The following is a 14,361-nucleotide window of genomic DNA, read 5'->3' as shown; positions in this document are numbered from 1 at the left end:
CGCCGCATGAGGCCCATGCGGCGCGCTTTGTTATCTTACCCGAACAGCGCGAAGGTCGCCTTCAGCGTTACCCAGACACCCCAGAGCAGCGGAATGCCGACGACGGCCCAGGCAAGCACCGCCTTGGCGTCCAGTCCGCCTGTACCAATGCCGAAGGAACCCGTCGGCCCGGCATTAACGGCCGCCGACTTCGCCTGCAGCGCAGCGACCTCACCATCGGACATGAACCATTTATCCGAAAGCGGCCTGATCAGTGAATTGGCAACAAGGCCGAGGGCCAGCATGCCGGCGAGGATGTACATCGTGCCGGTATAGAGGCTCGGACCGGGAGCAACACCGGCGGCGATCTGCGCCTCGCGGATATAGTTGACGACGACGGGACCGACGATGCCAGCCGTTGCCCAGGCCGTCAGCAGCCGTCCGTGGATGGCGCCGACAAACTGGGTCCCGAAAATATCGGCGAGATAGGCTGGGATCGTCGAAAAACCGCCGCCATACATCGACAGAATGACGCCGAAGGCGAGAACGAACAGCGCCTTATTGCCCATGCCGGCAAGGCTGGGCGCCAGCGCATAAAGCGCGATGCCGATGATGAAGAAGCAGTAATAGGTGTTCTTGCGGCCGATCTTGTCGGAGAGTGACGCCCAGAAGAACCGCCCGCCGATATTGAAGAGCGACAGCAGGCCGGCAAAACCGGCGGCAATCGTCGCGATCGACGCCTTCTGGCCGGCGTCGAGCTGGGCGAAACCGACATCCGGCAGGCCGATCAGCGAGCCGGCGAAGATTTCCTGCAGCATCGGCGAGGCCATGCCGATAACCCCGATGCCGGCCGAGACGTTGAGGCAAAGCACCGCCCAGATCAGCCAGAACTGCTTGGTCTTGTGGGCATCGCGCAGGTGCACATGCCTGGTGGTGATCATCGTGCTCTTGGCCGCAGGCGGCGTCCAACCTTCCGGCCGCCAGCCGGCCGGCGGAATGCGATAGCCGAAGGCGCCGCCCATCATGAAGACGAAATAGATCGCCGCCATGGCGATGAAGGTCTGCCAGACGCCGATCGACGTCTCGGTCTTGAAGGCATTCATCAGCAGGTTGGCAAGCGGAGCGCCGATCATCGCGCCGCCGCCGAAGCCCATGATCGCCATGCCGGTCGCCATGCCGCGCCGGTCGGGAAACCATTTGATCAGCGTCGAGACCGGTGAGATGTAACCGAGTCCGAGACCGATGCCGCCGATCACGCCGGCGCCGAGCCACATCAGCCAGAGCTGATGGGTGATAACACCAATGGCGGCAAGCATGATGCCGCCGCACCAGCAGCAGGCGGAAACGACGCCCGCCTTGCGTGGGCCGGCCCGCTCGAGCCAGCCGCCCCAGATGGCGGCGGACGACCCAAGCAGGACGAAGAACAGCGTATAGATCCAGCCGAGGTCGGCAACGCGCCAGTCGCATGTGGTGGTAAACAGCGCCGAGGCGAGCGTCAGATCGGGGCAAGCGGTCGGGCCGGTGATCCCGAGCGACTTGGACAGCGGCAGCCAAAAGACGCTGAAACCATAAGCCATGCCGATGCAGAGATGGATGGCGAGCGCGGCCGGTGGTACCAGCCACCTGTTGAAACCGGGTCTTGCGACGATCCTTTCACGATCGAGCAGGCCCGAGCCCGCCACCGCTCCGTCCGTACGTGTTTCCGCCGAAGTCATGAACAACTCCTCCTTGTTTCAGACCTTGCTGTGATTGGAGCGCTGCCGTCTTTTCAGGAGCGCAAAGGACGCTGTAACACTTTAAATTTCCGCTTTGTCTGTATTTAAATCGATTTAAATTCCAGCGATGGCATAGGCGCAGGCAGCCGTGCTGCTGCCCCTGCGGCATGCGACTTCGGATTACCGGATCTGCTGTGCTTCCGCCTCCGGTTTGCGGATCATCGGAGCGGCCTGCAGCACGAGGGCATCCAGGCCGTTTTCCTCCTTTTCGAGAATTTCGAACAATTGCCGCCGCATGCGCGGCTCCCAGAATTTGTTGATATGATTGGCGACCCCCTCGACCGCCTCGCTTGCCGGCTGGCTCTTGAAGAAGGTGGCGATCTGGTTTGCCATATAAACGAGCTTGGTCTTGGTATCATGCGACATCGGCGATGCTTCCGGGCGAGATGCGGTGCGGGTGGGTGAAAATCTCGAAATCTTCGCCGCGCACCAGCGCGACGAGGGTCATGCCGGCCGTTTCGGCCGTGCGGATGGCAAGAGCGGTCGGCGCTGAAATGGCGATCAGCACGGGACTGCCGAGGATCGCCGCCTTCTGGACCATCTCGACCGAGAGCCGGCTGGTCACGGCGACGGCGCCGTCCCCGCCTCTTTCGCCAAGGCCGATGACGGCGCCGCAAAGCTTGTCCAGCGCATTATGCCGGCCGACATCTTCGCGCACCGCAACCAGTCCCTGGCCGGGAATATAGAAGCCGGCGCCATGCACCGCCCGCGTCTCCCGATGCAGCGGCTGCGCTTCGTTCAGCAGCGAAACGGCGCGGACGATATCGGCATGCGACAGCGCCAGCGGCGAGGCGGAGACATCGGGCACCGGCCGCACCGCCTGCTCGATCGATTCGATGCCGCAGAGCCCGCAACCGACCGGCCCCGCCATGCTGCGGCGGCGTGCCCGCAGCCGATCGGCGACGTCGTCGACCAGGCTCACCTGCACATCGATCCCCTGCTCGCCCGCGACGACCTCGATGCCGGATATCTCCGCCCGCTTCGCGATGATCCCTTCGGTCAGGCTGAAGCCGACGGCAAAATCCTCAAGATCGGCGGGCGTTGCCATCATCACCGCATGCGAGCTGCCGCCATAGGAAAAGGCAACCGGCACTTCTTCCGGCACGATGCGAGAGCCGGTCTGTATGATGCCGTTGCGGCGGGCGGTTTCGGGAGCATGGGCGGTGGTGGAGAAATCTACCATGCGGCGACAGGATGAAAGACACCCTCCTCCGCAGTGCGGTCTATATGGAGGAGAACGTCGGCGGCCTGCGCCCCCTTCTCCCCAGCGGGGAGAAGTGCCGAGCAAGGCGAGGCGATGAGGGGAGCGAGCGACGACAGGAGCGAGCGCACCGAGCGCAGGCGAGGGGCAGCACCGTTTGGCGCACAGGCCCCCTCATCCGCCCTTCGGGCACCTTCTCCCCGCTGGGGAGAAGGGGAAGCCTCGCCGACGCCAGCCCCCTCCCCCATCGTCACTCCGCTGCCTCGAGCTTGCCGGCGATGCGGCGCGATTGCCGTGCCTGCTCGTCATATTCCATCTGCCAGTCGCTGGGCCCGTTGGAGGGCGAGACCTGCACCGCCGTGACCTTATACTCAGGGCAATTCGTCGCCCAGTCCGAAAAGTCGGTGGTGATGACATTCGCCTGCGTATTGGGGTGATGGAAGGTCGTGTAGACGACACCCGGCGCCACACGATCGGTGATCAGCGCCCGGAGCGTCGTGTCGCCGGAGCGGCTGCCGAGCTTCACCCAGTCGCCGTCGCGAACGCCGCGCTGCTCGGCATCGTGCGGATGGATTTCCAGCCGGTCTTCCGCATGCCAGACGACATTCTCGGTCCGCCGCGTCTGCGCCCCGACATTGTACTGGCTGAGGATCCGGCCGGTGGTAAGCAGCAGCGGAAAGCGCGGACCGGTGCGTTCGTCGGTCGCTACGTATTCGGTGCGGATGAACTTGCCCTTACCGCGCACGAAGCCGTTGACATGCATGATCGGCGAGCCGAGCGGGTTCTTCTCGTTGCAGGGCCACTGCACCGAGCCCATCTTGTCGAGATAGTCGTAGCTTACAAGCGCGAAACTCGGCGTCGTCGCGGCGATCTCGTCCATGATCTCCGACGGGTGGCTGTAATTCCAGTCGAGCCCCATCGCCTGGGCAAGCTTCTGCGTCACTTCCCAGTCGCCATAACCGTTGCGCGGCGTCATCACCTTGCGCACGCGGTTGATGCGGCGCTCGGCATTGGTGAAGGTGCCGTCCTTCTCCAGGAAGGTCGAGCCCGGCAGGAAGACATGGGCGTAATTGGCGGTCTCGTTGAGGAACAAGTCCTGCACGACGACACATTCCATCGCGGCAAGGCCTGCCGCGACATGTTTCGTATCCGGATCGGACTGGAGAATATCCTCGCCCTGGACATAGAGGCCTTTGAAGGAACCGTCGACCGCCGCATCCAGCATGTTCGGAATGCGCAGGCCCGGCTCGTTGTTGATCTTCACGCCCCAGAGCTTTTCGAAGATATCGCGCGTCGCATCATCGGAAATGTGCCGGTAGCCCGGCAGTTCGTGCGGGAAGGAGCCCATGTCGCAGGAGCCCTGCACGTTGTTCTGGCCGCGCAGCGGGTTCACGCCGACGCCCGGACGGCCGATATTGCCGGTCGCCATCGCAAGATTGGCGATCGCGATGACGGTGGTCGAACCCTGGCTATGTTCGGTGACACCGAGACCGTAATAGATCGCGCCGTTGCCGCCCTTGGCATAGAGCCGTGCCGCACCGCGCAGATCCGCCGCCGGCACGCCGGTGAAGATCTCGGTCTGTTCGGGGCTGTGCGCCGGTTCGGCGACGAAACCAGCCCAATCCTCGAATTCCGACCAGTCGCAGCGCTCGCGGATGAAGCGCTCGTCATAGAGCCCTTCGGTGACGATCACATGCGCCAGCGCCGTCATGACGGCGACATTGGTGCCGGGCTTCAGCGGCAGGTGATAGGAGGCCTCGACATGCGGCGACCGGACGATATCGGTGCGGCGCGGATCGATGACGATGAGCTTGGCGCCCTGGCGCAGCCGCTTCTTCAGCCGCGAGCCGAATACCGGATGCCCGTCGGTCGGGTTGGCGCCGATGATGACGACGACATCGGACTGCTCGACGCTGTCGAAATTCTGCGTGCCGGCCGACGTGCCGAATGTCTGGCCGAGGCCGTAGCCGGTCGGCGAATGGCAGACGCGGGCGCAGGTATCGACATTGTTGTTGCCGAAGCCGGCCCGGACCAGCTTCTGCACGAGGTAGGTTTCCTCATTGGTGCAGCGCGACGAGGTGATGCCGCCGACTGCGTCGCGGCCATATTGATACTGGATGCGGCGAAACTCCGACGCCACATGCGCGAAGGCCTCGTCCCAGCTCACCTCCCGCCAGGGATCGCTGATCTTTTCGCGGATCATCGGGTTGAGGATACGGTCCTTATGGGTGGAATAGCCGTAAGCGAAACGGCCCTTGACGCAGGAATGGCCGCGATTGGCCTGGCCGTCCTTCCACGGCACCATGCGCACCAATTCCTCGCCGCGCATTTCCGCCTTGAAGGAACAGCCGACGCCGCAATAGGCGCAGGTGGTGATGGCCGAATGTTCGGGCTGGCCGATCTCGATCACCGACTTTTCCGTCAGCGTCGCCGTCGGGCAGGCCTGGACGCAGGCGCCGCAGGAGACACATTCGGAATCGATGAAGGCTTCATGTGCACCCGAGGAAACCTTGGAGCCGAAACCGCGCCCCTCGATCGTCAGCGCGAAGGTGCCCTGCACCTCCTCGCAGGCGCGCACGCAGCGCGAACAGACGATGCATTTGGAAGGATCGAAGGTGAAATAGGGATTGGACTCGTCTTTCGGCGTCCATTTCAGATTGATCTCGCCATTGTTGCGCGCCCTGACATGGTTGTCGCCGTCATAGCCATAGCGCACGTCGCGCAGGCCGACGGCGCCCGCCATGTCCTGCAATTCGCAATCACCGTTGGCCGCACAGGTCAGACAGTCGAGCGGGTGGTCGGAGATATAAAGCTCCATCACGCCGCGGCGAATATCCTTCAGCCGTCCCGTCTGCGTGTGCACCACCATGTTGGCCGCCACCGGCGTCGTGCAGGAGGCAGGCGTGCCGGCGCGGCCCTCGATCTCGACGAGACAGAGCCGGCAGGAACCGAAGGCATCGATCATGTCGGTGGCGCAGAGCTTCGGCACCTCGATGCCGGCCTCCATCGAAGCGCGCATGATCGAGGTGCCCTCCGGCACGCTGATCTGCTGCCCATCGATGGTGAGCGTCACCATCACCTCGGATGTCGAAGCGGGAGTGCCGTAGTCGATTTCATGGATGAGAGACATGGCTTGCTCCTCCGCTAGATTTCTGTGTCGGTTGTGTCGAGGGATGCCCCTCATCCGCCTGCCGGCACCGCCCGGGGTCGAGCCACGCGTCTCGACCCGTCCTTCGGATCCCCGCAAGCGGGGAGAGGGTTAGGGTGAGGGGCAACTTCGAATAAAAAACCATCACTCAGCCGCCTCCGCGATCGGTGCCGGCGAAAAATCCTCCGGAAAATGCGTCATGGCGCTCATGACGGGGTAGGGCGTGAAACCGCCGAGCGCGCAGAGCGAGCCGAATTTCATCGTATTGCAGAGATCGGTGAGCAGCGCCCGGTTCTTCTCCGGCTCGATGCCATGGGCGATCTTGTCGGCCGTCTCGACGCCGCGCGTCGAGCCGATGCGGCAGGGCGTGCATTTGCCGCAGCTTTCGACGGCGCAGAATTCCATGGCGAAACGCGCCTGCTTCAGCATGTCGGCGGTATCATCGAAGACGACGATACCGGCATGGCCGATCAGCCCGTCCTGGGCGGCGAAGGCTTCGTAATCGAACGGCGTGTCGAACAGCGCCCGCGGGAAATAGGCGCCAAGCGGCCCGCCGACCTGCACGGCCTTGACCGGCCGCCCCGTCGCCGTGCCGCCGCCGATCCTGTCGACGATATCGCCGAGCGAAAGGCCGAAGGCTGTTTCGTAAAGACCGGCATATTTGACATTGCCGGCGATCTGCAGCGGGATGGTGCCGCGCGAGCGGCCCATGCCGAAATCGCGATAGAAGGCCGCCCCCTTCTCCATGATCACAGGCACCGAAGCGAGCGAGATCACATTGTTGATGACGGTCGGACAGTCGAACAGCCCCTTATGCGCCGGCAGCGGCGGCTTGGCGCGCACGACGCCGCGCTTGCCTTCGAGGCTGTTCAGCAGGGCCGTCTCCTCGCCGCAGACATAGGCGCCGGCGCCGGTGCGCACCTCGATATCGAAGGCGCGGCCCGAGCCGAGCACCGACGAGCCGAGTATCCCCGCGTGGCGCGCGATGCCGACAGCCTCGGTCATCGCGGCGATGGCGTGCGGATATTCCGAACGCGTGTAGACGAAGCCCTTCGTGGCGCCGGTGGCGAGGCCTGCGATCGCCATGCCCTCGATCAGCACGAAGGGATCACCCTCCATGATCATTCGGTCGGCAAAGGTGCCGCTGTCGCCCTCGTCGGCATTGCAGACGATATATTTGCGGTCGCCGGCCGCATCGAGAACGGTCTTCCACTTGATGCCTGTGGGGAAACCCGCGCCGCCGCGGCCGCGCAGGCCGGAATCGGTGACTTCCTTGACGACTTCGGCTGATGTCATCGAAACGGCGCGGCGAAGGCCGGCAAGGCCGCCATGCGCCTCGTAATCGGCCAGCGAAAGCGGATCGGTGATGCCGCAGCGGGCAAAGGTCAGGCGGGTCTGTTCCTTCAGGAACGGGAGGTCTTCAACCTCCCCGAGACAGAGTGGGTGATCGCCGCCATCGACGATGCCCGCATCGAACAATGCAGGCACATCCCTCGCCTTCACCGGCCCGTAGCCGATCCGCTTGCCGGCGACCTCGACCTCGACAAGCGGCTCCAGCCAGAACATTCCGCGCGAGCCGTTGCGCACGATCTCGGCATCGAGGCCGCGGGCGGCGATCTCCTGGGCAATCGCCTTTGCCACCTTTTCGGCCCCGAGCGCCAGCGCAGCGGCATCGCGCGGAACATAAATCCTGATGCTCATCGGCGTGCCTCCGCAACGAGTTCGGCCGCCATCTGATCGTCGACCCGGCCATAGACCTCGCCGTCGAGCATCGCCGACGGGGCGCAGGCGCAGAGCCCGAGACAGTAGACCGGCTCCAGCGTCACGCTGCCGTCGAGCGTCGTCTGGTGAAAATCGATGCCGAGCAGCGTCTTGACGCGCTCAGCCACCGCATCGCCGCCCATCGACTGGCAGGCCTCGGCCCGACAGAGCTTCAGCACATGCCGGCCGGCCGGATGGTCGCGGTAATCATGATAGAAGGTCACCACGCCATGCACCTCGGCGCGGGAAAGGTTCAGTTCCTCCGCGATTACAGGCACGGCTTCCTGCGGGATATAGCCGAATTCGTCCTGAACCTCATGCAGAATGGGAAGCAGCGGCCCTTCAAGGAAGCGAAGCTCGGCGATGATGGCACGAGTGCGCGCTGTGATATCGCCTTCGGCGATATGAATGGTCATAAGGCAGCCCTCCCAGCCGCTTGCTCGTTACAGGAATGGCAGACTCCCCCAGCCAATCACCATTCCATAACCAGCATCTCAGGGAAGCCGAGCGCGATCAATAAAGCTATCCTGTGGATCGATAGGTTTTTCCTATCAGAGTTCCTCGTCCCTCACGAGCACCCGCGCTTCGTGCAGCAAAGCCGAGACGAGCGGCGTGAAGGGTTCACGGTAAGGCGCGACAAGCCCGACCAGATGATGCGCTTCCGGCTCGACGATCGGAATCATCCGGATTTCCACTGGAAAACCAAAAGATTTGGCGACATTGCGCGGCATGATGCTCGCCCAGCGTCCGGTTCGAACATGCGAAAACAGCACGATCATCGAATTGGATTCGAGCGTCGGATGCACACTCGCGCCTGCTTCCGTCAGGTGCCGATTGATGATTCGGCGGTTCTGCATGTCGGCGGTCAATAGACAAAGCCGAAGATCGCCGACCTCCTTCCAGGTCACATTGTCGCGATCGGATAGCGGGCTGCCTGCAGCCGTGATCAGATGATAACGCTCGGCATAAAGCGGAACGCTGGTGACACGGCCGAGCGGTTCGTTTTCGAGATAGGTGATGCCGGCATCGATTTCGAGGTTTTCGAGCATGCTCAGTACCTGCAGCGAATTGCGCGAGACGATCGAGAAGGTCACGCCGGGATGCCGTTCCTGAAAGGGCGTGGTGATGCGCGACAGCATGGCAAGCGCCGTCGGGATGGCGGCGAGGCGGATATGGCCGGAAAGGCCGCGGCGGGCGGCGCGCATCTCCTCGCGCATGGTGCGGGCGTCGCCGACGATGCGCCGGGCCCATTCGAGCACGCGCTGCCCTTCCGGCGTCAGCCCCTGAAACCGCGAGCCGCGCTGCACCAGCATGACGCCGAGCTGATCCTCGAGCTGGCGGATGGCGGCCGAAAGCGTCGGCTGCGAAATCCCGCACTCCTCGGCGGCACGGCCGAAATGCTTTTCATTGGCAAGGGCGATGAAGAATTCCAGCTTGTCGATCATCCGGTCTCCCGCGACATTTCGCGTCCGGCCTCATCTTCGACTTAGCAGTAGTGCTCCGCAAGGCGGCGCTAACAGTTTTCCGCAATGGGAAAAAGATCGAACAGCGATTCGAGGAAGGCAAGCACGCTGACATTGCCGATGCTGTAATAAACCAGCCTGCCCTGGCGGCGCGTATTGACCAGGCCTTCGAGCCGCAAACGCGCAAGCTGCTGCGACACCATCGCCTGCTGTATGCCGAGAATATTTTCGATTTCACCGACCGTCCGCTCCTGTTTCGCCAAGATGCAGAGGATCAGAAGTCGGGTGTGATGCGCCAAAGCTTTCAGCAAATCGCTCGCTTCATGGGCTTTTCCAGCGAGTATGTGCAAGTCCTGGCCGGTCATTCCCGGCTCCGGTTTAGGCAACGGCATTCGATATCTCGGAAGGGAGGCGGTGTGGTAGATCAGCACAATAGCATATTCGCACAAGCGAATTGGTCAATAGTGATGAAATGCCAAAAAAGGTCCAAGTAAATCAGCAGATAAGCTGTCCGCCATTGATCTCGATCACCTGGCCGGTAATGTATCCCGAGAGTAAAGGAGCGGCCAGGAACAGATAGGCGGGAGCGCAATCCTCCGCCGTGCCGAGCCGCTGCAGCGGGATGGATTTCCGGGTCTGCTCCAGCTTTTCCCTGGAGGAATAGCGCTCGTGGAAATCCGTCTCGATCGTTCCCGGCGAGACGCAGTTGACGCGGATGCCATCCGGGGCAAGCTCGCGGGCAAGCGCCTTGGAATAGGTCGCGACGAAGGCTTTCGAGGCCGAATAGATCGAGGAGCCGGGGCTGCCGCCGGTCAGCGCCGAGATCGAAACGGTGTTGACGACGGCAGCACCCTCGGCCGCCTTCAATGCCGGCAGCAATGCCCGCGTCAGCGCCACCACCGATGTCTGGTTGAGCCGGACGACCGCCTCGTATTCCGCGTCGGTCAGCGTCGCGGCCGGAAAACGGCCGAGCATGGTGCCGGCATTGTTGACGAGCACATGCACCTTGTCGAAGAAAGCGAGAACATCTTCGGCAAATTGCGCCGCCCCGCCAGCGGCGGAGAAATCGGCATGCAGCAGCAGCGCCCGTCTTTCCGATTCGGCTGTCAGCAGGAAATCCGGCAGGTCCCGCCCCGGCTTGCGCCCGGTGTGAACGATGACCTTCGCGCCGCAATCCAGAAACTGCCGAGCGACTTCGAGGCCGATGCCGCGACCGGCGCCGGTGACGACGACATTGCGATTTTCGAACAGTCTGGGATGAAACACGAAGCCGTCCTCCTCGGTTGCTTCACTTGCCCTTAACATATGAGCACCGCGGCCGAAAGAAAGGCAGGCATCGATCTTTCCGGGGAAAGCCAGGACTAAACAACGGGCTCGTTTTCGGTCTCCAGCAGCCGCGCACCCGGCCCTTGCCTGCCGAGCCGGTCGCAGGGATTGCGCAGCGGACAGCTTTCGATCGACAGGCAGCCGCAGCCGATGCAGCCGGCCAGGCGGTCACGCAGCAGGCTGAGCTGGCCGATTCGCTGGTCGAGATCGTCCTTCCATCGTGCCGACAGCGTCTGCCAATCGGCGGCCGTCGGCGTGCGCCCCTGCGGCAGCGACTGGAACGCCGCCTGAATTTCCGCAAGCGGAATACCGACACGCTGCGCCACCTTGATGATGCCGAGGCGGCGAAGCACGTCGCGCCCGTAGCGCCGCTGGTTGCCGCGGGAGCGGATGCTCGAGATCAAACCCTTGGTCTCGTAGAAATGCAGCGCCGAAACGGCAAGGCCGCTGCGCTCCGCCACCTCGCCGACCGTCAGCAGCCTGCCGGGCTGCGCTGCCGAAATCCGATCCATCGCCTCTTGACCTCAATATTAGTTGAGGTTTTATAACCCCTGTTCCTGCAATCGTAAAGCCGATCGGGCGCGCGCCCTTACGCATGCCGATACCGCCGCCTGAGGCAGCAAGCTGCGGTCCCGTTCCCGGCAGGTACGGGCCCACCGAGGAACACCCGAGCGGGACTTCCGCTCGGGTGTTTCCCTGACATCAGATCCACTCCGACAGGACGGACGGGGTCGCAATTTTGCGGTTGCGGGAAAAAAACCCGGGTGATAGTTTCCGCCGAAATACAGGGGAGCTCCGTATCGCCGGGGCTGAGATGTGAGGCGCAAGCCTCTGGACCCTTCAAAGCTGATCTGGGTAATGCCAGCGGAGCGAGGTTCAGATGTTCTCACGCGCACAAGTGTCATTCTATCCGATATCCGGCAATGTCGCCGGCATCATTCTCGATGCCGTCGAGGCGCTCGATCCCGATCACGACCGGCTGCGCATCGAGACTGAAATCAGACGCTGATGACACTGCCACGACCTCAGGATTCGCGCCTTGCCGCGCTCGGCACTGCCCTGTACCGGGCAATACCCGCCTTGCTCGCGGGCTGCGCCTTTCTGGCGGCATGGGAAGTCTATGTCGATCTCTCCGGCATCAAACCTTCCATCCTGCCGGCGCCTTCGCGCATTCTCATCCAAGGCTGGCTGAACCGCGAGGCGCTGATATCGAACACCTGGCCGACGCTCGGCGCGACGCTCGGCGGTTTCGCGCTGTCGCTTGCCTTCGCCTTCGCCGCTTCGATCCTCATGGATTTCATGCCCTTCATGCGCCGGGCCTTGCTGCCGATCTTCATCGCCAGCCAGACCCTGCCGCTGGTGGCGATCGCGCCGCTTGTCGTCCTCTGGTTCGGTTTCGGCCTGTTGCCGAAGATCCTGCTGGTGGCGCTCGTCACCTTCTTCCCGCTGCTCGTCGCCCTGCTGCAGGGCTATGAATCGACCGACCGCGACATCGCCGAACTCTTGAACTCGATGAAGGCGAGCCGCTGGCGCATCTTCCGCCTGGCACGGCTTCCCTCCGCGCTGCCTTATTTCTTCGCCGGCCTCAGAATTTCGATCACCTATGCCGTCGTCGGGGCGATCTTTGCCGAATATGCCGGCGCCGCCCGCGGCCTCGGCATCTACATCCTCAACGCCAAGAACAATTTCCGTCCCGATCTCGTGCTCGCCGCCGTCGTCGTCAGCGCCGTGCTCACCCTCTGCCTCTTCGGCCTGACGCTCGTGATCCAGCGCCTCCTCATGCCCTGGCAGCCATCCGGGGAGCGGCGCCGATGAGCGATAGAATGGTTGAACTGCGCAATATCGCCAAATCCTTCGACGGCATGAAGGTGCTGGGCGATATCTCGCTCAGCGTCGCAAACGGCGAGTTCGTCTCGATCGTCGGCCCGTCCGGCTCCGGAAAATCGACGGTGCTCCGCTTGCTGACGCAGGCGCTTCGGCCCAATTCCGGCACCGTGCTTTTCAAAGGCACGCCGCTGGAAGAGGCGCCGCACTCCTTCGCCTTCATGCCGCAGCGCGATGCGCTGATGCCTTGGCGCCGGATCATCGACAATGCCGCCCTTGGCCTCGAGGTGCGGGGCATGAGCCGCCGGGCGGCCCGCGCCGCGGTGGCGCCGCTGTTCGAGCGCTTCGGTCTTGCCGGTTTCGAACACCATTATCCCTCCGAACTGTCCGGCGGCATGCGTCAGCGCGCCGCCCTGCTGCGCACCGTCGTCCAGACCCAGGACATGCTGCTGCTCGACGAGCCGTTCGGCGCGCTCGACGCGCTGACGCGCACGCAGATCCAGGAATGGCTGCAGGGCATGTGGACCGAACACCGCTGGACGGCGCTGCTGATCACCCATGATGTCCGCGAGGCGGTGTTCCTCTCCGACCGCATCTACGTGCTTTCGGCCCGACCGGCGCGTATCATCCGCGAATTCCACGTTCCCCTGCCCCGTCCGAGAAGCATTGCCGATCTCGGCTCGCCGGCGGCCCAGGCGATCGAAACCGAAATCCTGCAAACCCTGCTTCATCCGCTGGAACAGGATGATTTCAGGCCTGTCGGCCTAAAATCTGAATCCCGTTCCAATTTAAAGAGTTAGAGCATGATGCCATGAGAAAATCGCTCACACTTTTCAACATCATGCTCTAGAGACCCGAGGAGGTCACCATGCTGCTTCTCACCCGTCGCCAGACGATCTTCGCCGCCATCGCGGCAAGCCTTGCCGGCCGCCCGGCCTTCGCCCAGTCGGCGCCCGCAAAGGCGCGCATCGCCCTCGACTGGACGCCCAACACCAACCATATCGGCATCTATGTCGCCAAGGCGAAGGGCTTCTATGAGGCTGCCGGCCTCGATGTCGAAATTCTTCCCTTTACCGATACCAGCGCCGGAACGCTGGTATCGAACGGCGTCGCCGACTTCGGCATCAGCAGCGAGATCGAGGCCATCACCCAGCGCGCCGCCGGCGGCGACGTGAAGATGGTCTACGGCGTCGTCCAGACCGAAACAGCGCGGCTGATCTTCAAGGGCGGACGCGACGACATCAAGAGCCCCAGGGATCTCGACGGCAAGACCTATGGCGGCTTCGGCGGCACCTGGGAGAGCGCGCTGATCTCGGCGATGATCCGCAACGATGGCGGCAAAGGCGAGGTCAAGACCGTCACGCTCGGCACCTCCGCCTACGAGGCGCTGGACAATGGCTCGATCGATTTCACCCTGGAGATCTATACCTGGGAAGGCGTTGCCGCCGAACTGGAAAACCGGAAAATCAGCCGCTTCCACTATTCCGACTACGGCATTCCCGACGAGCAGACGACGGTCATCGTCTCCAGCGACGCCTATCTCTCGGCCAATCGGGACAATGCCCGCGCTTTCATTCAGGCAACGCTGAAGGGTTATGCCTATTCCGTCGATCATCCCGACGAGGCCTGCGCGCTGCTGATATCCGAAAGCAATGGCGCGCTGATGAACACCGAACTGGTGAAAGCCTCGCAGAAGGCATTGATCGAAGGTCACTTCCTGAAGTCCGAAGCCGGCGTGATCGGCACGCTCGATCCGGCAAAGGCCGATGCCATCGGTGGCTTCCTGCTCGAGAACGGCATTCTGGTCGATGCGAATGGCGCCGCGCTCAAGGAGAAGCCGGACTTTTCCACCTATTATACCAACGATCTCTTGGCCTGAGCCCA

13 protein-coding genes, 1 pseudogene and 1 riboswitch are annotated in these 14,361 nt (G+C 63.1%); of the genes and pseudogenes, 4 read left to right on the top strand and 10 right to left on the bottom strand.

From position 1 onward, the window contains the following. Positions 1–35: 35 nt before the first annotated feature. The 10 genes from QMO80_RS14740 to soxR form a co-directional block, all read right to left on the bottom strand. On the bottom strand, positions 36–1,694 hold the full coding sequence (locus tag QMO80_RS14740; RefSeq protein ID WP_283197233.1) for an OFA family MFS transporter: 1,659 nt from the start codon (positions 1,692–1,694) through the stop codon (positions 36–38). A gap of 180 nt (positions 1,695–1,874) precedes the next feature. Further along, positions 1,875–2,120 carry a formate dehydrogenase subunit delta gene (locus QMO80_RS14735; RefSeq protein ID WP_283197232.1) on the bottom strand — a complete coding sequence of 82 codons (246 nt, stop codon included), beginning with the start codon at positions 2,118–2,120 and terminating at the stop codon, positions 1,875–1,877. Further along, positions 2,110–2,937, bottom strand: a complete 828-nt coding sequence (gene fdhD / locus QMO80_RS14730; RefSeq protein WP_283197231.1) for a formate dehydrogenase accessory sulfurtransferase FdhD — start codon at positions 2,935–2,937, stop codon at positions 2,110–2,112. Before fdhD ends, QMO80_RS14735 begins: the two co-directional genes overlap by 11 nt. A gap of 268 nt (positions 2,938–3,205) precedes the next feature. Then, complete coding sequence (fdhF, locus tag QMO80_RS14725) at positions 3,206–6,085, bottom strand: formate dehydrogenase subunit alpha (protein WP_283197230.1); 2,880 nt, start codon at positions 6,083–6,085, stop codon at positions 3,206–3,208. Positions 6,086–6,247: 162 nt separating this feature from the next. Continuing rightward, positions 6,248–7,804, bottom strand: coding sequence for an NADH-quinone oxidoreductase subunit NuoF (locus QMO80_RS14720; RefSeq protein ID WP_283197229.1), 1,557 nt, complete (start codon positions 7,802–7,804; stop codon positions 6,248–6,250). Next, the gene (locus QMO80_RS14715; RefSeq protein WP_283197228.1) at positions 7,801–8,280 is read right to left on the bottom strand and encodes a formate dehydrogenase subunit gamma; all 480 of its coding nucleotides are present in this window, start codon (positions 8,278–8,280) and stop codon (positions 7,801–7,803) included. The genes QMO80_RS14720 and QMO80_RS14715 overlap by 4 nt, the downstream gene beginning before the upstream one ends. Positions 8,281–8,415: 135 nt before the next feature. Then, entirely contained in the window at positions 8,416–9,309 is an 894-nt protein-coding gene (locus tag QMO80_RS14710; protein WP_049733485.1) for a LysR family transcriptional regulator, read from the bottom strand. A gap of 68 nt (positions 9,310–9,377) precedes the next feature. After that, positions 9,378–9,719, bottom strand: coding sequence for a helix-turn-helix transcriptional regulator (locus tag QMO80_RS14705; RefSeq protein WP_283200190.1), 342 nt, complete (start codon positions 9,717–9,719; stop codon positions 9,378–9,380). Between the two features lie 103 nt (positions 9,720–9,822). Further along, positions 9,823–10,593 (bottom strand): SDR family NAD(P)-dependent oxidoreductase, encoded by a 771-nt coding sequence (locus tag QMO80_RS14700; protein ID WP_283197227.1) that lies wholly within the window; start codon positions 10,591–10,593, stop codon positions 9,823–9,825. Between the two features lie 95 nt (positions 10,594–10,688). Further along, positions 10,689–11,165, bottom strand: coding sequence for a redox-sensitive transcriptional activator SoxR (gene soxR / locus QMO80_RS14695; RefSeq protein WP_283197226.1), 477 nt, complete (start codon positions 11,163–11,165; stop codon positions 10,689–10,691). A 264-nt stretch (positions 11,166–11,429) separates the two neighbouring features. Next, a riboswitch (TPP riboswitch) is annotated at positions 11,430–11,543 on the top strand. Here soxR and QMO80_RS14690 point away from each other — a divergent pair. From QMO80_RS14690 to QMO80_RS14675, 4 genes and pseudogenes are all read left to right on the top strand, one after another. Beyond that, positions 11,534–11,650, top strand: a pseudogene (locus tag QMO80_RS14690) (HMP/thiamine-binding protein); the annotation flags it as partial. Its footprint overlaps the riboswitch before it by 10 nt. A gap of 11 nt (positions 11,651–11,661) precedes the next feature. Further along, positions 11,662–12,468, top strand: a complete 807-nt coding sequence (locus QMO80_RS14685) for an ABC transporter permease (protein ID WP_283197224.1) — start codon at positions 11,662–11,664, stop codon at positions 12,466–12,468. Beyond that, positions 12,465–13,277 (top strand): ABC transporter ATP-binding protein, encoded by an 813-nt coding sequence (locus QMO80_RS14680; protein ID WP_283197223.1) that lies wholly within the window; start codon positions 12,465–12,467, stop codon positions 13,275–13,277. The genes QMO80_RS14685 and QMO80_RS14680 overlap by 4 nt, the downstream gene beginning before the upstream one ends. A 68-nt stretch (positions 13,278–13,345) precedes the next feature. Next, positions 13,346–14,356, top strand: coding sequence for an ABC transporter substrate-binding protein (locus tag QMO80_RS14675; protein ID WP_283197222.1), 1,011 nt, complete (start codon positions 13,346–13,348; stop codon positions 14,354–14,356). Positions 14,357–14,361 lie beyond the last annotated feature (5 nt).

Source organism: Rhizobium sp. BT03, assembly GCF_030053155.1.
Lineage (GTDB): Bacteria > Pseudomonadota > Alphaproteobacteria > Rhizobiales > Rhizobiaceae > Rhizobium.
This window is presented reverse-complemented; position numbering and strand designations above follow the sequence as displayed.

What these genes read in the sequence shown, in the direction of transcription:
- QMO80_RS14680 (WP_283197223.1), top strand. Translation starts at nt 12,465, where the DNA reads ATGAGCGATAGAATGGTTGAACTGCGCAATATCGCCAAATCCTTCGAC.
- soxR (WP_283197226.1), bottom strand. Translation starts at nt 11,165, where the DNA reads ATGGATCGGATTTCGGCAGCGCAGCCCGGCAGGCTGCTGACGGTCGGC.
- fdhF (WP_283197230.1), bottom strand. Translation starts at nt 6,085, where the DNA reads ATGTCTCTCATCCATGAAATCGACTACGGCACTCCCGCTTCGACATCC.
- QMO80_RS14715 (WP_283197228.1), bottom strand. Translation starts at nt 8,280, where the DNA reads ATGACCATTCATATCGCCGAAGGCGATATCACAGCGCGCACTCGTGCC.
- QMO80_RS14740 (WP_283197233.1), bottom strand. Translation starts at nt 1,694, where the DNA reads ATGACTTCGGCGGAAACACGTACGGACGGAGCGGTGGCGGGCTCGGGC.
- QMO80_RS14705 (WP_283200190.1), bottom strand. Translation starts at nt 9,719, where the DNA reads ATGCCGTTGCCTAAACCGGAGCCGGGAATGACCGGCCAGGACTTGCAC.
- QMO80_RS14675 (WP_283197222.1), top strand. Translation starts at nt 13,346, where the DNA reads ATGCTGCTTCTCACCCGTCGCCAGACGATCTTCGCCGCCATCGCGGCA.
- QMO80_RS14720 (WP_283197229.1), bottom strand. Translation starts at nt 7,804, where the DNA reads ATGAGCATCAGGATTTATGTTCCGCGCGATGCCGCTGCGCTGGCGCTC.
- fdhD (WP_283197231.1), bottom strand. Translation starts at nt 2,937, where the DNA reads ATGGTAGATTTCTCCACCACCGCCCATGCTCCCGAAACCGCCCGCCGC.
- QMO80_RS14735 (WP_283197232.1), bottom strand. Translation starts at nt 2,120, where the DNA reads ATGTCGCATGATACCAAGACCAAGCTCGTTTATATGGCAAACCAGATC.
- QMO80_RS14685 (WP_283197224.1), top strand. Translation starts at nt 11,662, where the DNA reads ATGACACTGCCACGACCTCAGGATTCGCGCCTTGCCGCGCTCGGCACT.
- QMO80_RS14710 (WP_049733485.1), bottom strand. Translation starts at nt 9,309, where the DNA reads ATGATCGACAAGCTGGAATTCTTCATCGCCCTTGCCAATGAAAAGCAT.